The organism is Diaphorobacter sp. HDW4B (assembly GCF_011305535.1).
Classification (GTDB): Bacteria; Pseudomonadota; Gammaproteobacteria; order Burkholderiales; family Burkholderiaceae_C; genus Diaphorobacter_A.
Map to the genome: position 1 here is coordinate 2,979,293 of NZ_CP049905.1, position 22,911 is coordinate 3,002,203.

Below are 22,911 nucleotides of genomic sequence, written 5' to 3' on the forward strand. Positions count from 1 at the left end.
ATCCACGTCACCGGGTTTTGCCATGATTGATGTCACCGTAGAGAATTTTGAAGCCGAAGTCATCGCCGCGTCGATGCAAACCCCCGTTCTGGTGGATTTCTGGGCGCCGTGGTGCGGCCCGTGCAAGACGCTGGGCCCGATTCTGGAGAAGGTCGAGGTCGAATACGCAGGTCGTTTCAAGCTCGTGAAGATCGATTCCGACCAGCAGCAGGAACTGGCTGGCGCCTTCGGTATCCGCAGCATTCCCACCTGCATTTTGATGAAGAACGGCCAGCCGGTGGACGGCTTCATGGGCGCGCAAAGCGAAGGTCAGGTCAAGCAGTTCCTCGACAAGCACCTGCCGCCAGCCGACGAAGTCGCCGCTGAAGAAGACGTGGCTGCTGCCGACGATGCGCTGGCCGAGGAAGATGCCGAATCCGCGCTCGAACGCTATCAGCACGCGGTGGTGACCGATCCAGCGAACGACGATGCGCGCTACGACTACGTCAAGCTGCTGCTGCAACTGGGCCGCGAAGACGACGCCAAGGTGGCGTTCGCTCCGGTGATCGCCAAGGCAGCCACCTCGCGCAAACTCAGCGCACTCAAGGCCTGGATGGATGCGCTGGACTTCTCCGCGCAAAGCGGCCCGATCGCCGAATTCGACGCGAAGATCGCCGCCAACAAGCGCGACTTCGATACCCGCTTCGGCCGCGCCCGCAAGCTGGTCGCCGAACAAAAGTGGACCGACGCCATGGACGAGTTGCTCGACATCCTCATGCGCGACAAGACCTGGAACGAAGACGCCGCGCGCAAGCTGTACATCGCGATCCTCGAGCTGATCGAGCCGCCCAAGGTCAAGGTCGCCGATGGCCAGATTCCTCCCGAAGACCCGACCGTGGCGACCTATCGCCGCCGTCTCTCCAGCGTCGTGCTCAGCTGAGCGCGCAGGGCGAGTCGTGAACAACGGGCGCTGCGCATCGTCGGCAGGAGTCGCTCGCCGCAGCATTCTGTGGGGCGGACTGGCGCTGCTCGGCGGGTGCGCGAATGTGCCCAGGCCCGACGCCCGCATCACCGGGCGGGCGTTCTCGAAGACGCGCATCTACATTCCGCCGGACGCTGTCTTTGAGGCCGCGCTGATGGACGTGACCAACGAGAACGAGCCGCCCGTGGCGCTGGCCCGTCAGCGCATCGAGCCCGCAGGGCAGGCTCCGTTCGATCTGAACATTCCCTTCGAGACGAGCGACCTCAAGCGCAACGGCAAGTACGTGGTGCAGGCGCAGGTGTCGCTCTACAACCAGTTGCTGTTCTACTCGCCGGGCTCGCATCCGGTGATGGCGGACCCGGCGTTTCACCGCACCGACGTTATCCTCGAACCCTATCCGCGAACCTATGCCACGGTGCGTGCGGGCATTGCCTTCACGCAGACGCACTGGCGACTGGTGAGCGTGGGCGAGGAGCCGACGAGCACCGTCTCCGAGCCTGAAAAGGGCGCTGCGCCGCCGTTCATTCTGTTCCACCCTTCACGCAGTGGTCTGCCCGAGGGCATGGCGCAGGGCGAGTTTTCGGGCTCGGGCGGCTGCAATCGATTTCTGGGCAGCTACGAGATTCAGGGCGCGCGCTTGCGGCTCAAGCTCAACACCACCTCGATCCGGCTGTGCCTGGAAGGCGGCAAGGACGAGGCGGTCTTTCTGAGCGCGCTGATGCAGGCCAGCGGCTTCATGCAGCGTGGCAAAGAACTGGTGCTGCGCGATCAGGACGGCAAACCGTTTCTGCGTTTTCGTGCGGACGAGGCGGGCGAGGCGGCCTTCGAGCCCTACGAGCCGGAGAATTCTCCGCAGTGATGAAACCCGCTGGTGCGGAATGCAAAAAGCCGCCGGACCAGAAACCCAGGAGGCTTTTTTGCGAGTGACGCGGCCGAGCCGAATCAGGCGGTCAGGCGTTCCAGCGCTTCGCGGTACTTGGCGGCGGTCTTCTCGACCACGTCGCGCGGCAGGCGAGGTGCGGGAGCGGTCTTGTCCCATGCCTTGCCGTTGATGCGCACGGCTTCGAGCCAGTCGCGCACGAACTGCTTGTCATAGCTCGGCGGGTTCGCGCCGGTCTTGAGGGCTTCTTCGTAGCCTTCGACGGGCCAGTAGCGCGAGCTGTCGGGGGTCAGCACTTCGTCCATCAGCACCAGCTCGCCTTCGGGCGTCAGGCCGAATTCGAACTTGGTGTCAGCAATGATCATGCCCTTGGTCAGCGCGATGGCGGCGGCCTTTTCGTACAGCTCGATGCTCACGTCACGGATGCGCTTGGCGAGCTCTTCGCCGACGATTTCCACGGTCTGCTCGAAGGTGATGTTCTCGTCGTGCTCACCGGCTGCAGCCTTGGCGGCAGGGGTGTAGATCGACTGGGGCAGCTTGGCCGCGTTGGTCAGGCCTTCGGGCAGCGGAACGCCGCAGACCGAACGCGATTCCTGGTATTCCTTCCAGCCGCTGCCGGCCAGATAGCCACGCACCACGGCCTCGACCGGAATCGGCTTCAGGCGCTTGACCAGCATCGAGCGACCGACGACCTGAGGCACTTCGGCGGGCGTGACCACGCTTTCGGGCGCTTCGCCGGTCAGGTGGTTGGGGACGATGCCTTGCAGCTTGTCGAACCAAAACAGGGCCATCTGGGTCAGCAGCTCGCCCTTGCCGGGGATGGGCTCGCCCATGATCACGTCGAACGCGGACAGACGATCGGAGGCCACCATCAGGATGCGGTCGTCACCCACTGCATAGTTGTCGCGCACCTTGCCGCGAGCCAGCAGCGGCAGCGAGGTCAGGGCGGAGGTATGCAGAGCGGAAGAGCTTGGCTGAGTCATTGCGGTTATCGGACAAACACAAAAAAGAAATCCCGCCGGAGCAGATCATTGATCGAAGGCACGCGGGGCCAACGAATCAGGTTGAGGCGGGACGTGAGAGGTGATTTTACGCCTGCGCCGCTTTCAACAGCGACCAAATGGCGGATGGCGGCAGACTCGCGAGAGGGTGATCCCGTACGGGGCTTCCCGAATAACTTCGCATTGTGACTGTTTTTTTTCAGCTTGGCATCTGTAACAGCTAACCCCGGCGCAGCGGCAGGTCAGGCGTTGATTTTCCCCATCGCCGCGAGCATAGTGAAACCCAGATTGAGTGCATTCAAGTTCGGCCGTCCGCCCCCTGATTGACAGGGAGCGGGCATTGTTCAAACCCTGCGTCACAGGAGACGTTTTATGAACTTGACGATTAGCGGACATCACCTGGATGTGACCCCCGCGTTGCGCAGCTACGTGACTTCCAAGCTGGAACGCATCACGCGTCACTTCGATCAGGTAGTCGATGTCAAAGTGCTGCTCACTGTCGAAAAACAGAAAGAAAAAGACAAACGGCAGCGAGCGGAATGCAACGTACGTGTGAAAGGCAGCGATCTATTTGCAGAAAGTGCCCATTTCGACCTGTATGCGGCGGTCGATGAGCTGATCGACAAGCTCGACCGCAAGGTGATGAAGTACAAACAGCGTCTTCAGGACCACCAGCCAGCCCTTCGCCGGGCGACGGCTCAATCGGCAGTTGCCGCAGCGGCGGCATAAACGACCCGAATCCGACGTATTCGGCGCGACTGATACATAATGCAAGCCTTTCATCTGTCGCGCCTGCAATCCACAGTTTTGAGGGTTGGATACGCAACCGCCTTCCAAGGCGGTTTTTTGTTGCTTATAGTAAGCCCTTTAAGGGTTTACGCTGGACGCGCATAATTGCCACCATGAATCGCCTTGCATCCATACTGCCTCCAGCCCAAGTGCTGGTTGGTGTTGACGCCACCAGCAAGAAACGCGCTTTTGAAGAGGCGGGTCTGCTGTTTGAGAGTCAGCACGGTTTGTCCCGTGCACTGATCACCGACAGTCTCTTTGCACGCGAGCGCCTTGGCTCCACTGGCTTGGGGCACGGCGTAGCCATTCCGCATGGCCGCATCAAGGGCCTGAAGTCGCCCATGGCTGCGGTGTTTCAACTGGCGCACCCCATCGGCTTCGATGCGCCTGATGAGCAACCCGTGTCCCTGCTGATCTTCCTGCTCGTGCCCGAAGCGGCCACGCAGAAGCATCTGGAAATCCTCTCCGAAATCGCCGAGCTGCTCAGCGACAGCGCCTTGCGCGAGCGCATCAAGTCCTGCACGGACGCGGCCCAATTGCATGGCATGATTGCTGACTGGCGCTCCGCTCAGGCAGCCTGATCCAGTTCCCCGACCGCAGCCGGTCGGCGGATTCCGGCGGTCTGACAGGCGCATGATTCCCTTTCTTTCTGGTCAGGAATTCTGTGAAGCCCAATCTCGTCAGCGCCGATGTTCTTTTTGAAGAGTTTCGCAGCTCCCTGAAGCTGGTCTGGGTGGCAGGCCTTGGCGCCTCCGCACGTCGCTTCGACGAAGAGGCCGTGCGAGCCGCCCGCTCGGGCGCCGATCTGGTGGGTTATCTCAACTACATCCACCCGTTTCGTGCCCAGGTGCTGGGCGAGCGCGAAATCAGATACCTGACCAACGGCACCGAGGACGACTGCAAGCGCCGCGTCGCCCGCATTCTCACGCTGGAGCCGCCGGTGCTGATCATGGCCGACGACCAGACCGCGCCGGATGCCCTGATCTCCCTGTGCGAACGCGCGCAAATTCCGCTGTTCGCCACCCACGAGTCATCCGCCTTCGTGATCGACGTGGTGCGCGCCTACCTGTCCAAACACTTCGCGACCCGCACGACGCTGCACGGCGTGTTCATGGACATTCTGGGGCTGGGCGTGCTGATCACCGGCGAATCGGGTCTGGGCAAGAGCGAACTCGGCCTTGAACTGATCTCGCGCGGCAACGGTCTCGTGGCCGACGACGCGGTCGACCTCTACCGCATCAACCAGACCACCATCGAAGGCAAGTGCCCCGATCTGCTGCAGAACCTGCTCGAAGTGCGTGGCATCGGCCTGCTCGACATCCGCGCCATCTTTGGCGAGGCGGCCGTGCGCCGCAAGATGCGCCTGAAGCTCATCGTGCACCTCGTGCGCAAGGAAACGCTGGAGCGCGACTACGAACGCATGCCCTACCAGCCACTCACGCAGGACGTGCTGGGCGTGCCGGTGCTGAAGGTGGTGATCCAGGTGGTGGCCGGTCGAAACATCGCCGTGCTGGTCGAAGCCGCCGTGCGCAACACGATCTTGCAACTGCGCGGCATCGACACCTATCAGGAATTCGTCGAGCGCCACCGCCGCGCCATGGCGAGTGGCATCCAGCCCTGATCGACGCCGGTTTCGACTCCGGCGTCAGAGTCGGAAATGAAAAAAGCGAAGCACCCGCAAGGGTCTTCGCTTTTTTGTTGGGAGCGGAACTGCTTCAGCGTCCGGTGCCGCGCTTGGCGCAATCGGCACATTGACCGTACAGCGACATCGAGTGATCCTGGATCATCCAGCCCTTCTGTTTGGCGATCAGGTTCTGGCGCTTTTCGATTTCGGCATCGTAGAACTCCTCGACCTTGCCGCAACCCGTGCACACAAAGTGGTCATGGTGTTGGCCTTCGTTGAGTTCGTACACGGCCTTGCCGCTTTCGAAGTTGCTGCGCAGCAGAATGCCGGCTTGCTCGAACTGCGTGAGAACGCGGTAAACGGTTGCAAGGCCGATGTCGGAACGTTCTTCCAGCAGTACGCGGAAAACGTCTTCAGCCGTCATGTGGCGCTGCTGACCTTTCTGGAAGATGTCCAGAATCTTCAGTCGGGGAAGCGTCGCTTTGAGGCCGGTGCTTTTCAGTTCGTCGATATTCGTCATGACAAGGTCTTTCGTTTGCCTAAGGCGCGTTAAGGCCCGGGGGATTCCAGCCGCTACAATGGACCGATCATATCCCTATGGCTTTAACCATGTTTGCTCCCGCCCGTTACGGCGTCCGTTGTGGCGCGATCATTTTGCTGAGTGTCGGGCTGGTTGCCTGCGGAAGCATCGACAGCTCAAGCCGTCGCATTGCGAGTGCCATCACACCATACAAGATTGATGTTGTGCAAGGAAATTTCATTTCCAAGGAGCAGGTCGACGCGCTCAAGCCGGGCATGGGCCGTCAGCAGGTCAAGGAAATTCTGGGCACGCCGCTGGTCATGCCGATTTTCCACAGCGACCGCTGGGAATACATCTTCACGCTCAAACGCCCCAACATCGAGCAGCAGACGCGCAAGCTGACCGTGTTCTTCAAGGACGATGTGCTCGATCGCTTCGAGGGTGACGAGATGCCGACCGAGGCCGAATTCGTGTCCTCGCTCGCATCCAAGGCGTCCAAGAACAAGGTGCCGAACCTGGAAGCGACGCCAGACCAGCTCAAGCGTTTCCCGGCCAAGCCCGATGCGCCCACCGCTTCCGATGCAGGCAACGCCGCGACATCGGCACCGCTGCCAGCGAGCTATCCGCCGCTGGAAGCACAGAAGTAATTCACGACAACCACAACAAGAATCTCCCGGTGGTTTGTTTGCGGCTCGTGCATGCAGCGCGAGTCGGTGGACTGCCAACGGGGCTGAATGAACAGATAGACCGAAGAGATGACCGCTCCTTCTTCCACTTCATCCACTCCCCGCCGCGTTGCCGTGGCTGGTGCGTCCGGCCGCATGGGCCGCATGCTGATCGAAGCCATTCGTCAGAGCAGCGACTGCGTGCTCGCTGGCGCGCTGGATGTGCCGAGCAGCCCGGCTGTCGGCATCGACGCGACGGCTTTTCTGGGCCACGCGAGCGGCGTGCAGATCACCGCTGATGTGCGTGCGGGTCTGAAGAACGCGGATGTGCTGATCGACTTCACCCGTCCCGAAGGCACGCTCAACCATCTGGCGATTTGCGAAGAGCTAGGTGTGCAACTGGTGATTGGCACGACGGGTTTCAGCGATGAAGAGAAGGCACGCATTGCCGAAGGTGGCAAGAAGATTTCCATCGTGTTCGCGCCCAACATGAGCGTGGGGGTGAACGTCACGCTCAAGCTGCTCGAACTGGCGGCCAAGGCGATGAACGAGGGCTACGACATCGAAATCCTCGAAGCGCACCACAAGCACAAGGTGGACGCGCCTTCGGGCACGGCGCTCAAGATGGGCGAAGTGATCGCCGAAGCGCAGGGCACCAAGCTGGCCGACCGCGCGGTCTACGAACGCTACGGTTACACCGGTGCGCGCAAGGACGGCACGATCGGCTTTGCCACCATTCGCGCGGGCGACATCGTGGGTGACCACACGGTGATGTTCGCCTCGGAAGGCGAGCGCATCGAGATCTCGCACAAGTCGTCGAGCCGCGCCGGTTATGTGCGCGGCAGTCTGCGCGCCGTGGGCTACCTTGCGGACAAGAAGAGTGGCATGTTCGACATGTTCGACGTGCTGAATCTCAAGGACTGACACCCAACCCGGCGCGCAACATGAACGGACTCACATGGTTGCGACAAGGCGATGCCGTCACGCAGATCACGGCGGCGTTGCTGCTGCTGATGTCGGTGGCAAGCTGGGTCATCATTTTCTGGAAGGCGTGGCTCATGCGCCGCGCCCACGTGGACGTGCCGCGCAGCACGTCCGCTGTCTGGCAGGCCCCCACGCTAGCCGCCGCCAGTGAACAACTCCAGCAATGGGACCGCGAGAATCTTGTGCGTCCCATGGTGGATGCGGCGCTTGCGGCATCGAATCATTCCGCCGACACGCTGGCAGGTCAGGGCAGTCGCGCCCAACAGCTCACGCGCGTGCTGCGCAATGCCTTGCACCAGTCGATTGCGCGTCTCAAGTTCGGTCAGGTGCTGCTGGCGACGGTGGGCTCGACCGCTCCGTTCGTCGGTCTGCTGGGCACGGTCTGGGGCATTTATCACGCGCTCACCGGCATGGCGAGCGCGGGGCAGCTCACCATCGAACGCGTCGCCGGTCCGGTGGGCGAGGCGCTGATCATGACAGCCGCCGGTCTGGCTGTGGCGATTCCCGCTGTGCTGGCCTACAACGTCTACGGACGCATTCTGGGCAACGTCGAAGCCGACCTCGAAGGCTTTGCGCACGACCTGCGCGAGTTGCTGGCTGGCGACTCTGCGGACACACGAACTAGCCCGATGGGCGAGTGAGCCGGAGCACGCACGATGGCATTCGGTCGGCTTGAGCGCTCGCAGGAATCCAAGCCGATGAGCGACATCAACGTCACGCCGCTGGTGGATGTGATGCTGGTGCTGGTGGTGATCTTCATCCTCACCGCGCCGCTGCTGGCCAGCGCGATTCGCCTTGACCTGCCGCGCACCGATGGCGCGCAGCCCGGCGCGGCGGTTGAAAAGCCGGTGACCGTCGCCATCGACGCGGCCGGAAAAATCTACCTGAACGACGACGCGCTGGAGCCGCAAGCGCTCGGCGACCGTTTGCGGCAGATCGCGTCGCAGCGCGTCGATTCCGAAGTGCAATTGCGTGCCGACACCACCGTGCCCTACGGCCGCGTGGTCGAGCTCATGGGCGAACTGAACAAGGCCGGGCTGCACCGCATCGCGTTCGTGACCGAGCCCGTCACCAAGCCGGTTACCAAGTCTGCCGCCAAGCCTGTGGTCGAAAAACCATAGCCTGCCAGCCTTCGCGCACCATTCGCGTATCGTTCGTTGATACTCAGCGTGTCGTTTCGTGACACCGCCAAGCGCAGGCACCGCGTGCCTTGCGCCCAGCCACTACATTCGTTCCGTGTCCTTTTGCAGGGAAAGATTGCATGCTTGCACAACAGTCTTGGAGCCGCGGCGGCTCCAGCCAAAACGGGGAGAGTTGCCATGGATGAAGCCTTGTACCGGGTCGCGGCGCAATCGCCGCACGATGCGCAAACCTTGGCGCAACTGCACCGCGTGGCGACCTCGCCCGGCGAGCCGCGTTCGCTCGCGCGCCATCTGCATTGGGGGCTGCTCCTGGTGGCGGCCCTGCTGCTGGCCAGCGGGCTGATCTTCTGGATCGCCGCCAACTGGCAGGATCAGACGCGCATGTTCAAGCTCATGCTGATCGAGGGTGCTTTGCTCGCGAGCATCGTGGCGTCGCTGGTCTGGCGGCGCGGGCGCATTGCCGCGCTGCTATGCGCCACGCTTGCGCTCGGCGGGCTGCTTGCGTTCATTGGGCAGACCTACCAGACGGGCGCGGATGCGTGGCAGCTGTTCGCCACCTGGGCGGCGCTGGCGCTGCTGTGGACGCTGCTGGCGCGCAGCGATGTGCTCTGGCTGGTGTGGGTGGGCATCGTGGCGACAGCCATTGGCATGTGGTATGGGCACATGGATCTGTGGGACTTGCTGTTCCGTGGGCGCGCGATGGTCACGCAGCAGGCGGTCTACATGCTGCTGTGGCTGGCGCTTGCACTGGTTCCGTGGCTGGTGTCGCTGGTGCCGTGGACGCGCCATCGCAACGGCATGGCGTGGTGGTCGCACCGTGTGGCGCTCGCCATGGCGCTAGGGGCGTGGACGACGGTGGGTGTGATCGATCTGTTCGTGCGCGAGAGCAGCGGCCTGGCCTATCCGCTGAGTGGCTTGCTGATCGGCGCGGCGATGTTCGTGTCGTATCAGGGGCGGCTGCAGGATTTCGCTAGCCTGTGCCTTGCCACGCTCGCGGCGAATGTCTGGGTGCTGTCGCTGGTGGCGCGCGCGCTGTTCGATTCGGGTGATTCCGTGGGTTCGCTGTTCCTGTTCACGATCGCCACACTGGCCTGTCTTGGCGGCACCGTCACGGGTCTGCTCGCCGTGCAGCGCCAACTGCGTGCGCAATCCAGCGCAGCCAAGGGAGATGCGCAATGAACTTCTTCTCATCCCAACCTTCTTGGTGGCCGCGCGCGCAGCAACTCGGCTTGGTGCAGGGCGATGCGCCCTCGGCCAGCGCTGACGAAGAGCCGAGCATCTTCGTGATCGTGCTGGCGCTGATTGGCGCGTTTGTCTGCGCAATCACGGCGGGCGCGTTTCTGGTGGCGCTGGTCGATTCGAACTTCTGGTTTCGCAACCCGGCCTCCTATGTCTTCAGCCTGATCGGCCTCGTCGTTTCGGGCTTGCTGATGCGGCGCAATCGCGGCGTGTTCGTGACCTGTCTCGCACTGGTGCTTTGGGGGCTGTTCTGCGGCCTGTTCATGATCCGGCTGTCGCACGATCTGCGCGGCGAGGATCGGGAAGTTCTGATCTTCTCCGGGCTGATCGCGCTGCTGCAGCTGGTGGGCGCGTCGATTGCGCATGCGCAGTGGATCAAGCGCATCATGGGCTTGGTGTTCGCGGTGGCGCTCTATGTGTGCCTGAGCCAGCTCGTCGACGATGTGGCGCTGCTTCAACTGACACATGGGGTGGGTGTGGTGCTGGCCGCTGCCTGGCTGGTGTGGCTGCGCAAGGAGCCCGAACTGCTGCAGAACGTGGCGCGCAGACCGGTGCTGGCGGGCTGGTCCGCATTTGCCGACAGTGCTGCCGTGGGCCTGCTCTTCATGTCGGTCTGGGGCTTTGCTGGCGGCGGCTGGGGCTACGGGATCATGTACTCGTTCTTCGGAGTGCGACGTTCGAGCGACATGGATCCGGACAACGTGCGTCTTCTCATCGGCATCGGTCGCACCTGGACATCGCTGCTGGTGCTGGTGGCCACAGGCCTGTTGTTCGTGCATTGGAAAAAGGCCGACATGGCCACACGCCAGACGCTGCGCACCGTGCTCGGCGTGGGCGTGCTGCTGGCGGTGGCGGCGTGGTTCAGTCCGTCGCTGGGCGTGATCGCATTGATCGCTGCTGGCGCGCTGATCGGCGCGCGCTGGCGCATTGCGGTGCTGTGCGGTCTGGCGGCGTTGTGGGCGCTGTCGATGTTCTATTACAGCCTCGACTGGACGCTCGCGCAGAAGGGGCTGGGCTTGGCGGTCATGGGCGCGGTGCTGCTCGCGGGGCTGTATCTGCAGCGTGCTCTTGCGGGTCGTCAAGCGGCGGATGGTGGCGATCAAGGCATGCACATCGCCGCCTGGTCGCGCGTTCGTCTGGTGTGCCTGATTGCGGGTGCGCTGCTGATCTTCGGTCTGGTGAACTGGGATGTGCGCGGCAAGGAGCAGGTGATCGCCAACGGCCAGCCGGTGCTTGTGAAACTGGTTCCTGTGGACCCGCGCTCGCTGATGCAGGGCGACTACATGGCGCTGCGTTTCGATCTGCCGCCCCAAGTGCAGCAAGGGCTCAAAGAGACGCTGTTGCCCGTGGCCCGCGTGCGCGCATCGCTCGGGGTCAAGGGCGAGGCCAAAGTGCTGGGGCTGCTGGCCGATGGCGAGAAGGTGGGGGCGGGCGAGATCATTCTGCCGCTCAAGCAACTCAAAGGACAGTGGGTGCTGGTGACCGATGCCTATTTCTTCCCCGAAGGGACCGGCGTGGTGTTCGAGCGCGCGAAGTTCGGCGATTTCCGCGTGCTGCCCGATGGTCGCGCGCTGCTGGTCGGATTGGCCGACAAGGACGGAAAGCCGATTCCCGTGCCGCGTGCGCTGCCGAAAAAGGCCTCGCCTTGGATCGGCACCAACGAAGACGGCGAACCCATCGACGCAGCGTCGGAGGAGGCTGCAGCCGCTGCTGCTGACGCCGCAGCACCGGCCGCCAGCAGGCCGTGAGGCTGCTCGTGGCCTGGTGAATTACAGCGATAGCACTCCCACCTCGTTCTGTCGCAGGCCCACCTTCACGTCGTTGCCCGACGGGTTCTGGAACGCGTGCAGGCCGAACTCCGGCAGGATGGCCATCAGGTGGTCGAAGATGTCGCCCTGGATCATCTCGTACTCCTGCAGCGCAGTGGTCGAGGTGAAGGCGTAGATCTCCAGTGGCGTGCCGTTGGTGGTGCTCTCCATCATGCGGGCCATCATCAGCATGTCCTGGCGCAGGCGCGGATGGGCTTTCAGATAAGCGTTCACGTAGGCGCGGAAGGTGCCCAGATTGGTGAGCTTGCGCAGGTTCACCACTTCGTGTGCCATGTCGGGGGCCTTCTGGGCGAAGTCGTCGTTGAAGTGGTCGATCTCGCGCGTCTTGCTGTCCAGATAGGGCTTGAGCAGCGCGATGTGCGAAAGCTCCTGCACTTCCGAATCCGAGAGAAAGCGCACGGTGGCGTTGTCGATCAGGATGCTGCGCTTGATGCGGCGACCGCCCGACTCGGACATGCCGCGCCAGTTCTTGAAGCTCTCGCTCATCAGCCGCCAGGTGGGAATGGTGGTGATGGTGTTGTCCCAGTTGCGGATCTTCACCGTGTTCAGCGCCATGTCCACGACCATGCCGTCCGCGCCGACCTGGTCCATCTGCAGCCAGTCGCCCACATGCAGCATGTCGTTGCCCGCAAGCTGCACACCGGCGGTGAACGACAGAATCGTGTCCTTGAACACCAGCATCAGCACCGCCGACATCGCGCCCAGGCCGGACAGCAGGATCAGCGGCGAGCGGTCGATCAGCGCGCCGATCATGATGATGCCCATGACGATCATGGTGAGCAGTTGGCCGAGCTGCACATAGCTTTTGATCGAGCGCGTCTGGCTGGCCTGCAGAATCGCCTCGCGGTTGTGCTCCTCGATGGAGTCGAGCACGGCCATCACCACGCGCCCCACGGCCAGCACGGTGCAGGCCACGGCCACGTTGTGGATGATGTTGGTGAGCGTCTTGCCCAGGTGCGGCACGGCGAAGACGCCCACCTGAAACACCAGCGACGGCACGACCTGCGACAGCCGCCGGAGCACGCGCTCGCGCAGCGAGGTCAGCAACCAGCCCGCAGGCAGGTTCTGCGCCAGACGCGGCACGATCTTCAACAAAATGGTGCGGGCGATGAAGCGCAGCACATAGGCCAGCACTGAAAGCCCGCACAGGCCGATGGCGGTCTGCATCCAGGGGTCGAGATGTTGAATGGCGACGTAGAGTTCTTGGAGGTAGGTTTTCACGAGAGGACAATGCGGCGGCCCGCGCGAGGGGCGCAGGACGGGCGGCAAATGGGTGATCGGGTTGTCGGCAAGAGGGCGGGCAGCAAGAGCAAACTGGCCGCTGCGAGGCCCGCAAAGCGCCCGCAAGTCGTCAAACTTGAGAGCATCAGCGTCATGCCGGATGGGCATGAATGCCGAAATAGACGGTTATTTTCTCACGGGGTGCAAACCCCATGCTTACAGGGCGGCTTACCCAGGCGCGCACAGCCCCTCCGAATCGGGGATCGGGACAAACGCCTACAATCTTCGACCATTCGGCTCGCATTGACCCCGGTTGCCTGCAGGAGCGCTTCAAGTTCGCTTCCTGAAGGCTGGTTTGATCGCGTTGGGTGTGGCGGCCGCATTCATTCCAATTTTCGAGTTCCCATGCAAGACAAGTACAACCACTCCGAAGTGGAGCGCGCAGCGCAAAGCCACTGGACCGCCAACGATGCCTATCGCGTGACCGAAGACGCGGGCAAGCAGAAGTTCTACGCCTGCTCCATGCTGCCGTACCCCAGCGGCAAGCTGCACATGGGCCACGTGCGCAACTACACCATCAACGACATGCTCACGCGCCAGTTGCGCATGAAGGGCTTCAACGTCTTGATGCCGATGGGCTGGGACGCCTTCGGTCTGCCCGCTGAAAACGCCGCCTTGAAGAACAAGGTGCCGCCTGCCAAGTGGACCTACGAAAACATCGCCTACATGAAGGGCCAGATGCAGGCCATGGGTCTGGCCATCGACTGGAGCCGCGAAGTCGCCACCTGCGATCCGGACTACTACAAGTGGAACCAGTGGCTGTTCCTCAAGATGCTGGAAACCGGCGTCGCCTACCGCAAGACCCAGGTCGTGAACTGGGACCCGGTGGACCAGACCGTGCTCGCCAACGAACAGGTGATCGACGGCCGTGGCTGGCGTACCGGCGCGCTGGTGGAAAAGCGCGAGATTCCCGGCTACTACCTCGCCATCACCCAATACGCGCAAGAGCTGCTCGACCACGTGCAGATCGGCAACCCCAAGGCCACGCTGACCGGCTGGCCCGACAAGGTGCGCCTGATGCAGGAAAACTGGATCGGCAAGTCCGCAGGCGTGCGCTTTGCGTTCACGCACGACATCAAGGGTACTGACGGCCAGCTCATTCAAGACGGCAAGATGTACGTCTTCACCACGCGCGCCGACACCATCATGGGCGTGACCTTCTGCGCCGTGGCACCTGAGCATCCGCTCGCCACGCACGCCGCGGCCACCAACCCCCAACTCGCAGCCTTCATCGAAGAATGCAAGAAGGGCGGCACGACCGAGGCCGAACTTGCCGTCAAGGAAAAAGAAGGTCTGCCCACGGGCCTGACCGTCACGCACCCCATCACCGGCAAGCAGGTCGATGTGTGGGTGGGCAATTACGTGCTCATGAGCTACGGCGACGGTGCCGTGATGGGCGTGCCCGCGCATGACGAGCGCGACTTCGCGTTTGCGCTCAAGTACCAACTGCCGATCCAGCAAGTGGTGGCCGTCGAAGGCGAAACCTACGACGCCACACAATGGCACGACTGGTATGGCGACAAGGAACGCGGCGTCACCATCCACTCTGGCGAGTTCAACGGCCTGAGCCACAAGGACGCGGTCGCTGCAGTTGCCAAGCTGCTCGAATCCAAGGGCCTTGGCGAACTCAAGACCACATGGCGTCTGCGCGACTGGGGTATCAGCCGCCAGCGCTACTGGGGCACGCCGATCCCGATCATCCACTGCGAAGACTGCGGCGCACAGCCAGTGCCTGAAAAAGACTTGCCCGTGGTGCTGCCGCAAGACCTCGTGCCCGATGGCTCCGGCAACCCGCTCGTCAAGAGCGAAGCCTTCCACGCTGGCGTGGTCTGCCCCTGCTGCGGCAAGCCCGCTCGCCGCGAGACCGACACGATGGACACCTTCGTGGACAGCTCGTGGTACTTCATGCGCTATTGCGACGCGAAGAACCGCGAGAAGATGGTGGCCGACGGCGCTGAATACTGGATGCCGATGGACCAGTACATCGGCGGTATCGAACACGCGATTCTTCACCTGCTGTACGCCCGTTTCTGGACCAAGGTGATGCGCGACATGGGCCTCGTGAAGATCGACGAGCCCTTCACCAAGCTGCTCACGCAGGGCATGGTGCTGCGCGGCGCGTTCTCGCAGAAGGCCGAGAGCGGCGCAAAGGTCTACTACTGGGAAAAGGACGTCGACGTCATCAAGAATGAGAACGACGTGGTGATCGGTGGCACGCTGAAGGCCGACGGCTCGAAGCTCGACTACGAGATGACCACCATGTCCAAGTCGAAGAACAACGGTGTTGATCCGCAGGACCTGATCGAGAAGTACGGCGCGGACACCGCACGTCTGTACACCATGTTCACCGCGCCACCGGAACTCACGCTGGAGTGGAACGAGTTCGCCGTCGAAGGCAGCTACCGTTTCCTGCGCCGCGTGTACAACTTCGGTGCCAAGTTGTCGGCTCCCGAGTTTGACGCTGCACGCGCCAAGGCCACAGGCAAGAACGGCGTGGCGGGTGTCACGTTCAGCAAGGAAGCCAAGGCGCTGCGTCTGGAAATTCACACCGTGCTCAAGCAGGTGGATTACGACTACCAGCGCATGCAGTACAACACTGTGGTCTCCGGCGCGATGAAGATGATCAACGCGCTCGAAGACTTCAAGGCGCTTGATTCCGAAGGCGGCCGCGAAGCCGCAGTCGAATGCTTCGGCATTCTGGTGCGCGCGCTGTACCCCGCAACGCCTCACCTCGGCCACGCGCTGTGGAGCGAGCTGGGTTATGCCAAGGCACAGGGCGATCTGCTCGACACGTCATGGCCCCAAGTCGATCCGCAAGCACTGGTGCAGGACGAGATCGAACTCATGCTGCAAGTGAACGGCAAGCTGCGCGGCTCCATCGTCGTGGCGGCTGGTGCCGACAAGGCTACGATCGAAGCGGCAGCGCTTGCGAACGAGGAATACCAGAAGTTCGCCGAAGGCAAGGCCCCGAAGAAGATCATCGTGGTGCCGGGTCGTCTGGTCAACGTGGTCGTTTGATGCTGGATCACTCAGCGCGCTCAACAGGAAAGAAGCCAGGCCACATGATGCAAAAACGTACCGTTCTCACCATGCTCGCTGCCATGCCGATTCTCTCGGCATGTGGCTTTCGCCTGCGCGGCGCGCCTGATTTCCAGTTCAAGTCGATCTTCGTGAAGGCACCGCCCAGCTCGCAGCTCGCCCGCGAACTGGTGCGCAACCTCAAGGGCGCTGGCGGCAACGTCACGGTGATCACCGACGTGGCCGACATCGCGCAGGCCGAAGTGGTCTGCAACATCCTCTCCGAAAACCGCGACCGCATCGTCGTCGGTCTGAACGCCTCCGGTCAGGTCCGCGAGTTGCAACTGCGCCTGCGCATGCACTTCTCGCTGACCGGCCCGAACGGCGAGGAATACGTGCCGAACACCGAGTTGCTGCAACAGCGCGACGTGAGCTACAACGAATCCATCGCGCTGTCGAAAGAGGGCGAAGAGGCCATGCTGTTCAAGAACATGCAGACCGATCTGGTCCAGCAGCTCATGCGCCGCCTCGCCAAGGTCAAGCTCATTCCGGTAAGTTGACCGATCTTCTGTCTTCACGAAGCCTTACGGCTTCGATGGGCTACCCTTGGAGAGACGCCAATATGGCCCTTGATACTTTGTTGCGCGTCCTTGCCGTACCCAAGTACTGTCTGAGTCCGCGCGTCGCGTCTCAAGGGCCATCTTGGCGTTGTGGGGGTTGATCGTGTCGTGGTTTGCTCCGCTGCGTGAGCTGTCTTTTCTTTCTCGGGACTGATGTATGCAAGTCGCTTTGAACCAGCTGTCTGCACACCTGCAAAAAGGCGTCAAACCGCTCTACGTGCTGCATGGCGACGAGCCACTGCTGCAGCAGGAAGCCATGGATGCCATCCGCGCCGTGGCGCGTGAATCGGGCTACACCGAACGCAACAGCTTCACTGCGCAGGGCGCGCATTTCGACTGGAGCGGCGTGCTCGCGGCGGGTGGCTCGCTCTCGCTGTTTGCCGACAAGCAGGTCATCGAAATCCGCATCCCCAGCGGCAAGCCCGGCAAGGACGGCGGCGCGGCCCTGCAGCAGATCGCGCAGGACGCCGCAGGCAGCGACAGCACCCTCACCGTCGTGATGCTGCCGCGCCTGGACAAGGCCACCAAGACCGGCGCATGGTTCAGTGCGCTGGACTCCGCAGGCATCAGCATCCAGATCGACCCCGTCGAACGCGGCGCACTGCCGCAGTGGATTGCACAGCGCCTCGCCAACCAAGGTCAGCGCGTCGTGCCCGGCGAAGAAGGCCAGCGCACGCTCACCTTCTTTGCCGACCGCGTGGAAGGCAACCTGCTCGCCGCACACCAGGAAATCCAGAAACTCGCGCTGCTTTATCCGCAAGGCGAACTCACCTGGTCGCAGGTCGAGCAAGCCGTGCTCAACGTCGCACGCTACGACGTCTTCAAACTCTCCGAAGCCGTGCTCAGCGGCAACGTCGCCCGCATGCAGCGCATGATGGACGGCCTGCAAGCCGAAGGTGAAGCTGAAGTGCTGGTGCACTGGGCACTGGCCGAAGACATCCGCTCCTTGAAGCGTGTGAAAGACGCCATGAACGCAGGCAAACCCCTGCCCATGGCCCTGCGCGAAAACCGCGTCTGGGGACCGAAGGAACGCCTGTTCGAACGCGTGCTGCCCAGCGTCGGCGACGCCGCCCTGTCACGGCTGCTGCAATCCGCCCACATCGTGGACGGCATCGTCAAAGGTTTGAAGCAACCCGACTGGCCGCAGGATGGCTGGCTGGCGCTGCAGCGGTTGGCGTTGCAGTTGTGCAAGACGTGTGGGGCGCGTTAGCCATTTGGACTCACACGAGTTGCAGACATGAAGCGGGCACGCCAAACGAGTGCCCACTGCAATGCGCTGTATCGCCGCAGTCTTGGGCGCTGCCAAACCCGATCCAGACATAGCCATGGCTGTCGATTTGCTCGACGATGGCCTGCTTTCCGATGAACGTGAACATTTCCCTTTGCTCGTCTATCGGGAGGTCGTGGATCAACCAGTCAGGCAGACTCAAGAGTTGAACCGTGCTGCCGACTTGAATGTAGTTGAGCAAAGGGGTTCCTTCAGTTGACGAACTCTCGTGCTCTATCACATCACTCCAAACAGCACCAATCGTCAATCAATGTGAAGCTCGGAAGCAGTTGGGGAGTATTGGATTCACTCCGAAAATCTCATATGCCTGCCTCCGAGAAAGCGAAAGCAGGCTCTTGGTATCGCTCTTAGATTGATATCGGCGACGCCGTGAATTGAGCGTGCCTCCATTTCATTGCTTTCAGTCCAGCAGTCAACGCAGTCCAGTTGCTCGCCCTGCGCAAGGAGGGTACTGAAAATGTCATGAATTTCGAGGGTTGCATCAATGGCCTCTTGATCCTCCGGCCACCAGTCCTGCGGTTCGGAGAATCCCAGATCCTCATTGTCTGGATCCAGATGCCGAAATCCGCAGCTACATCCGTGAATGGAGCCAAGGAACCAATGGTTTGGATGCCGCAGCAGTGACGCAGCCGATTGGTTTGGAGGAGCTTTTGAGAACGCAACCAACGGTGTGTTGAATTGCGTTAGATCGGATGATGTCGTCGTGCTTATGAGGATGTTGTAGCACATGGTACTCGTGGGCCCCTCCGACTCTTGAATGGTTGTGTGAATCGCTGAAGTGTCTCACTGCTTCGCAGGTACATCAAGAGTCACTAATGGCTTCATTCCCGTGGCTGTCTCCGCCCATATGAGTCGCCCTTGTGCTCAAGGGGCACCTGTGCCGCCTACTTCCCCAACTCCCGCGCCACCAGCTCCTTCATGATCTCATTGGCTCCGCCATAAATCTTCTGCACACGCGCGTCGGCGTACATGCGCGCGATCGGGTATTCCATCACGTAGCCGTAGCCGCCAAACAGTTGCAGGCATTCGTCGATCACCTTGCATTGCTGTTCCGTGCACCACCACTTGGCCATGTAGGCGGCGCCGTCGTCGAGTTGGCCGTTGAGCAGGCGCTGCACGCAGTCGTTCACGAAGCTGCGGGCGATGTGGGCGGTGGTGGCGCATTCGGCCAGTTTGAAGCGGGTGTTCTGCAACTCGTAGAGTGTTTGGCCGAAGGCCTTGCGCTGCTTGGTGTACTTCACCGTCAGTTCCACGGCGCGCTCGATGGCGGCCACGGCGGGCACGGCGATCAGCATGCGTTCGTAGGGCAGTTGGCTCATGAGTTGCTTGAAGCCGCGGCCTTCGGTGCCGCCGAGCAGGTTGTCTGCGGAAACGCGCACGTCTTCAAACGCGAGTTCTGCGGTGTCGGAGGCGTGTTGGCCGAGCTTTTCCAAACGCTTGCCCACGCTGAATCCCTTGAGGTTCTCGGTCTCCAGCACGATCAGCGAGATGCCTCGGCTACCCGCTTCGCCGGTGCGCAGGGCCACCACCAGCAGGTTGGCTGTGAAGCCGTTGGTGATGAAGGTCTTGGCACCGTTGATGACGTAGTCGCCACCATCGAGGGTGGCTTTGGTGCGGATGGCTTGCAGGTCGGAGCCGCAGCCGGGCTCGCTCATGGCGATGCCTGCGAGCATTTCGCCGCTCACGAGCTTGGGCAGCCAGCGCTGCTTTTGTTCGGGTGTGCCGTAGTCGAGGATGTAGTGCGTGGCGATGCTGTGCACAGCAGTGATGGCGGGAATCTCGGCCTTGGTGAACTCGTCCTGCACGACGAGTTGGTAGGCCATGTTCACGCCCGCGCCGCCGAATTCTTCGGGGATTTCCGGCAGCAGAAAACCCATCTCGCCAAACTTGGCCCATTCCTCGCGGGGGATGTAGCCTTGCTCGCGCCATGCGGGCAGGTGCGGCGTGAGTTCGCCCGCGATGTAGCGGCGCACTTGCTCGCGAAAGGCTTCGATGTCGTCATCCATCCAGGGTTGGCGCAGCAGTGAGGGCAGCATCGCAGGTCTCCTTTGATCGTTCGTTCTTGATTGGCTTGGATAGGTGGCTTACACGCCGGTCAGGCCGCCGGAGCACAGCAGCGTCTGGCCGCTCACGTAGTCCGACTCGGGAATGCACAGCAGATACACGGCGTTGGCGGCTTCTTCCGGCGTGCCTGCGCGGCCCAGCGGAATGGTGCGCTCCATGGCTTCGAGCAGATCGGGGTTGACGCCCACCTTGATCTCGCGGCCATCAATGTTGGCGGTCGATGATCCCGCTGCTCCCGCCGTGAGACGTGTGGAAATCAAACCAAACGCCACGCAGTTCACGGTGACGTTCATGCGCCCCCATTCCTTGGCAAGGGTCTGCGTCATGCCGACGATGCCTGCCTTGGCGGTGGAATAGTTGGTCTGCCCCGCGTTGCCGAAGAGACCCGCGACGGACGAGATGTTGACCACCTTGCGCACGTTGCGTACGCCCGCTTCCAACTCGGTTTTGGAGAGGTTGCGGATGGCCGGTTGCGCGGCACGCAGGATGCGGAATGGTGCCGTGAGATGGCAGTCGAGAATGGCGTACCACTGCTCGTCGGTCATCTTCTGGATCACGCTGTCCCACGTGTAGCCCGCGTTGTTGATGATGATGTCGATGCTGTTGAACGCCTGCATCGCCGTGCCGATGAAGCGCTCGGCAAAATCGGGTGCGGTGACGCTGCCCGCGCAGGCCACCGCCTCGCCGCCCGCGTCGCGGATGGCTTGCACGGTTTCGAGCGCCGGGGCTTCATCCAGATCGTTGATGACCAGCTTGGCACCTTCGCTTGCGAGCTTGAGTGCAATGGCGCGACCAATGCCACGGCCCGAACCGGTGACCAGAGCCACCTTGCCTTCCAATTTGCGATTCATGTCTGTCACCTTGTTGTGTGCGTATGTCTGTTGTCTGAATTCGGAATTCAGGGCAGCGCGATGAGGGCTTCGCCCGTGATCTTGCTTTGCCCGAATTGATTGACGCTGTGCAGCGCAATGCGCACGCAGCGTTCGTTGTTCACAGTGAGTTTTTCCAGTACCTCGCCACGGCACTGAATGGCGTTGCCCAGATGCGTGATGCCCTGAAAGCGCGCATCGAACTTGCGCAACTGCGCTTGTGGTGCCCAGCTGATGAGCAGCCTTGCCAGCCAGGCCATTCCCAGCATGCCGTGCGCAAACACGTCAGGCATGCCGGCCTTGCGGGCGTAGTCGGTGTCGATGTGGATGGGGTGGTGGTCACCCGAGGCACCGGCGAACAGCGCGAGCATGTGGCGGTTGACGGCAGGGATGTCGAGCGCAGGCAGCTTGTCGCCAATCTGCAGCGCGTCGTAGTGGGGGAGCGTTTTCATGGTGGAGGCAGCTTTCGCGTCAGGCGTTGCGAACCACGGTGAGCGAGCGCAGATTGGCCACATGCTCGCCGCGCTGGTTGGTCACGCGGGTGTGGATGTCGATGAATTCGAGCGCACCATTCTTCTTGTCGTGGATGTCGTGCACCCGTGAGTGCGCGGTGACGGTGTCGCCCGCCACGATGGGCGCGAAATACTCGAAGCCCTGCTCCGCGTGCAGCACCTTGGCGTGCGGCACTTGCATGGTGTCGAGGCGTCCGAACATGGCGCCGGAATCCAGCTCCACCGCGAACAGAAAAGTGGGCGGCACGGGCAGGTCGGCATAACCTGCGGCGCGGGCTGCATCCACATCGCTGTAGAGCGGATTGGTCTCGCCGGTGGCCTTGGCGAAGAAGCGCAGACGTCCGCGCTCGATGGTCAACTCCGAGCTGCCGAAGTCATGCCCGATCCATTTTCTGTCGATCATGTCCGGGCCTTTCTCAGACTTTTTCGTACAGCGTGACCACGCATGCACCGCCAAGTCCCAGGTTGTGCTGCAGCGCCAGGCGCGCACCATCGACCTGACGTGCGGCGGCGCGGCCACGCAGTTGTTCCACCAGTTCGGTGCATTGCGCAAGACCCGTCGCGCCCAGCGGATGGCCCTTGGAGAGCAGGCCTCCGGACGGATTGGTGACGACCTTGCCGCCGTAGGTGTTGTCGCCATCCTCCACAAATTTTTCCGCGCCGCCTTCGGGGCACAGGCCGAGACCTTCGTAGGTGATCAGCTCGTTGTGCGCAAAGCAGTCATGCAGCTCGACCACGTCGATGTCGGACGGCGCGACGCCTGCGGTTTCATAGACTTGCTGCGCGGCGCTGCGTGTCATGCTGAAGCCCACCACTTCGCGCATGTCGCGTGATTCAAAGGCCACGGGCGTATCGGTGGTCATCGATTGCGCACGGATCCGGATGCTGGTGTCGAGGCCGTGGCGCTTGGCAAACGCTTCCGACACCAGCACGGCAGCGGCTGCACCGCAGGTGGGTGCGCAGGCCATCAACTTGGTCATCACGCCGGGCCAGATCATGGTGGCGGCCATTACGTCTTCTTCGGTGACCACGGTGCGGAACAGCGCGAGCGGGTTGTTGGATGCATGGCGGCTGGCCTTGGCGCGGATCTTGGCGAAGGTCTCCAGCTTGGTGCCGTATTGCTGCATGTGCGCCAGGCCCGCACCGCCAAAGTAGCGCAGCGCAAAGGGCACGCCGGGCGCGTTGACCAGCTCGTCGGTGGCGGCGTCGAAATGCTCGAAGGGGCTGGGGCGATCGCTGAAGATCGAGCCCAACGCACCGGGCGTCATCTGCTCGAAGCCGAAGGCCAGTGCGCAATCGACCGCACCGCTTTCCACGGCCTGACGCGCAAGATAGAGCGCGGTGGAACCGGTGGAGCAGTTGTTGTTGACGTTGACGACGGGAATGCCCGTCATGCCCACTTCATACAGCGCGCGCTGGCCAGCGGTGGAGTCGCCGTACACATAGCCCGCGTAGGCTTGCTGCACCTTGGCGTAGTCCACGCCGGAGTCCTTGAGCGCAGCCTGGATGGCGCGCGAGGCCATCACGGGATAGGCTTCGCTGGCGCCGGGCTTGGCGAAAGGAATCATGCCGACGCCGGCAACGATGACGGATTGGCTCATGGTGTGTCTCCGTGGAAGATGAAT

The 22,911-nt window shown here is 62.3% G+C and carries 24 protein-coding genes; 14 read left to right on the top strand and 10 right to left on the bottom strand.

The window, feature by feature from the left end; all coding sequences use genetic code 11:
• Positions 1-22: 22 nt before the first annotated feature.
• Both trxA and G7048_RS13630 read left to right on the top strand, forming a co-directional pair.
• Complete coding sequence (gene trxA, locus G7048_RS13625) at positions 23-919, top strand: thioredoxin (RefSeq protein WP_166068667.1); 897 nt, start codon at positions 23-25, stop codon at positions 917-919.
• A 16-nt stretch (positions 920-935) separates the two neighbouring features.
• Complete coding sequence (locus G7048_RS13630; RefSeq protein ID WP_166068668.1) at positions 936-1,820, top strand: YbaY family lipoprotein; 885 nt, start codon at positions 936-938, stop codon at positions 1,818-1,820.
• Between the two features lie 83 nt (positions 1,821-1,903).
• Here G7048_RS13630 and G7048_RS13635 read toward each other — a convergent pair whose 3' ends face one another.
• Positions 1,904-2,824, bottom strand: coding sequence for a phosphoribosylaminoimidazolesuccinocarboxamide synthase (locus tag G7048_RS13635; RefSeq protein WP_166068669.1), 921 nt, complete (start codon positions 2,822-2,824; stop codon positions 1,904-1,906).
• Positions 2,825-3,214: 390 nt separating this feature from the next.
• Between G7048_RS13635 and hpf the strand changes: the two genes are divergently transcribed.
• The 3 genes from hpf (at position 3,215) to hprK (ending at position 5,252) form a co-directional block, all read left to right on the top strand.
• Positions 3,215-3,571, top strand: a complete 357-nt coding sequence (hpf, locus tag G7048_RS13640; RefSeq protein WP_166068670.1) for a ribosome hibernation-promoting factor, HPF/YfiA family — start codon at positions 3,215-3,217, stop codon at positions 3,569-3,571.
• A 173-nt stretch (positions 3,572-3,744) separates the two neighbouring features.
• Positions 3,745-4,212, top strand: coding sequence for a PTS sugar transporter subunit IIA (locus tag G7048_RS13645; RefSeq protein WP_166068672.1), 468 nt, complete (start codon positions 3,745-3,747; stop codon positions 4,210-4,212).
• Between the two features lie 83 nt (positions 4,213-4,295).
• Positions 4,296-5,252: an HPr(Ser) kinase/phosphatase gene (hprK, locus tag G7048_RS13650; protein WP_166068673.1), complete on the top strand. Its 957-nt coding sequence runs from the start codon at positions 4,296-4,298 to the stop codon at positions 5,250-5,252.
• A gap of 94 nt (positions 5,253-5,346) precedes the next feature.
• Here hprK and fur read toward each other — a convergent pair whose 3' ends face one another.
• Positions 5,347-5,775: a ferric iron uptake transcriptional regulator gene (gene fur / locus G7048_RS13655; protein ID WP_166068674.1), complete on the bottom strand. Its 429-nt coding sequence runs from the start codon at positions 5,773-5,775 to the stop codon at positions 5,347-5,349.
• Positions 5,776-5,852: 77 nt separating this feature from the next.
• Here fur and G7048_RS13660 point away from each other — a divergent pair, with 77 nt between their 5' ends.
• From G7048_RS13660 to G7048_RS13685, 6 genes are all read left to right on the top strand, one after another.
• Positions 5,853-6,422 (top strand): outer membrane protein assembly factor BamE, encoded by a 570-nt coding sequence (locus G7048_RS13660; protein WP_166068675.1) that lies wholly within the window; start codon positions 5,853-5,855, stop codon positions 6,420-6,422.
• 108 nt (positions 6,423-6,530) lie between these two features.
• A complete protein-coding gene (gene dapB, locus G7048_RS13665) occupies positions 6,531-7,364 on the top strand; it encodes a 4-hydroxy-tetrahydrodipicolinate reductase (protein WP_166068676.1) in 834 nt (277 codons plus the stop codon).
• Positions 7,365-7,384: 20 nt separating this feature from the next.
• Positions 7,385-8,065 (top strand): MotA/TolQ/ExbB proton channel family protein, encoded by a 681-nt coding sequence (locus tag G7048_RS13670; RefSeq protein WP_166068677.1) that lies wholly within the window; start codon positions 7,385-7,387, stop codon positions 8,063-8,065.
• A 15-nt stretch (positions 8,066-8,080) separates the two neighbouring features.
• The gene (locus tag G7048_RS13675) at positions 8,081-8,545 is read left to right on the top strand and encodes a biopolymer transporter ExbD (protein WP_166068678.1); all 465 of its coding nucleotides are present in this window, start codon (positions 8,081-8,083) and stop codon (positions 8,543-8,545) included.
• A 198-nt stretch (positions 8,546-8,743) separates the two neighbouring features.
• Positions 8,744-9,745 (top strand): DUF2157 domain-containing protein, encoded by a 1,002-nt coding sequence (locus G7048_RS13680; RefSeq protein ID WP_166068680.1) that lies wholly within the window; start codon positions 8,744-8,746, stop codon positions 9,743-9,745.
• A complete protein-coding gene (locus tag G7048_RS13685) occupies positions 9,742-11,553 on the top strand; it encodes a GDYXXLXY domain-containing protein (protein WP_166068681.1) in 1,812 nt (603 codons plus the stop codon). The genes G7048_RS13680 and G7048_RS13685 overlap by 4 nt, the downstream gene beginning before the upstream one ends.
• 21 nt (positions 11,554-11,574) lie before the next feature.
• On the opposite strand, the gene G7048_RS13690 is transcribed toward G7048_RS13685, so the two are convergent.
• Positions 11,575-12,801 carry a mechanosensitive ion channel family protein gene (locus G7048_RS13690; protein WP_166070965.1) on the bottom strand — a complete coding sequence of 409 codons (1,227 nt, stop codon included), beginning with the start codon at positions 12,799-12,801 and terminating at the stop codon, positions 11,575-11,577.
• A gap of 459 nt (positions 12,802-13,260) precedes the next feature.
• Here G7048_RS13690 and leuS point away from each other — a divergent pair, with 459 nt between their 5' ends.
• The 3 genes from leuS (at position 13,261) to holA (ending at position 17,763) form a co-directional block, all read left to right on the top strand.
• Positions 13,261-15,933 (top strand): leucine--tRNA ligase, encoded by a 2,673-nt coding sequence (gene leuS / locus G7048_RS13695; RefSeq protein ID WP_166068682.1) that lies wholly within the window; start codon positions 13,261-13,263, stop codon positions 15,931-15,933.
• Positions 15,934-15,980: 47 nt separating this feature from the next.
• A complete protein-coding gene (gene lptE, locus G7048_RS13700; protein WP_166070966.1) occupies positions 15,981-16,493 on the top strand; it encodes an LPS assembly lipoprotein LptE in 513 nt (170 codons plus the stop codon).
• 217 nt (positions 16,494-16,710) lie between these two features.
• On the top strand, positions 16,711-17,763 hold the full coding sequence (gene holA / locus G7048_RS13705; RefSeq protein ID WP_166068683.1) for a DNA polymerase III subunit delta: 1,053 nt from the start codon (positions 16,711-16,713) through the stop codon (positions 17,761-17,763).
• Positions 17,764-17,773: 10 nt separating this feature from the next.
• Here the strand turns inward: holA and G7048_RS13710 are convergent, their stop codons facing one another.
• The 7 genes from G7048_RS13710 to G7048_RS13740 all read right to left on the bottom strand — a co-directional run bounded on the left by G7048_RS13710 (position 17,774) and on the right by G7048_RS13740 (position 22,887).
• Positions 17,774-18,022, bottom strand: coding sequence for a hypothetical protein (locus G7048_RS13710; protein ID WP_166068684.1), 249 nt, complete (start codon positions 18,020-18,022; stop codon positions 17,774-17,776).
• Between the two features lie 104 nt (positions 18,023-18,126).
• A complete protein-coding gene (locus G7048_RS13715) occupies positions 18,127-18,570 on the bottom strand; it encodes a hypothetical protein (protein ID WP_166068685.1) in 444 nt (147 codons plus the stop codon).
• Positions 18,571-18,725: 155 nt separating this feature from the next.
• Positions 18,726-19,877: an acyl-CoA dehydrogenase family protein gene (locus G7048_RS13720; RefSeq protein ID WP_166068686.1), complete on the bottom strand. Its 1,152-nt coding sequence runs from the start codon at positions 19,875-19,877 to the stop codon at positions 18,726-18,728.
• A 48-nt stretch (positions 19,878-19,925) separates the two neighbouring features.
• Complete coding sequence (locus G7048_RS13725) at positions 19,926-20,756, bottom strand: SDR family NAD(P)-dependent oxidoreductase (RefSeq protein WP_166068687.1); 831 nt, start codon at positions 20,754-20,756, stop codon at positions 19,926-19,928.
• A gap of 47 nt (positions 20,757-20,803) precedes the next feature.
• Positions 20,804-21,226: a MaoC family dehydratase gene (locus G7048_RS13730; RefSeq protein ID WP_166068688.1), complete on the bottom strand. Its 423-nt coding sequence runs from the start codon at positions 21,224-21,226 to the stop codon at positions 20,804-20,806.
• Positions 21,227-21,245: 19 nt separating this feature from the next.
• Positions 21,246-21,689, bottom strand: a complete 444-nt coding sequence (locus G7048_RS13735; RefSeq protein WP_166068689.1) for a MaoC family dehydratase N-terminal domain-containing protein — start codon at positions 21,687-21,689, stop codon at positions 21,246-21,248.
• Between the two features lie 13 nt (positions 21,690-21,702).
• A complete protein-coding gene (locus tag G7048_RS13740) occupies positions 21,703-22,887 on the bottom strand; it encodes a lipid-transfer protein (protein ID WP_166068690.1) in 1,185 nt (394 codons plus the stop codon).
• Positions 22,888-22,911: the final 24 nt, after the last annotated feature.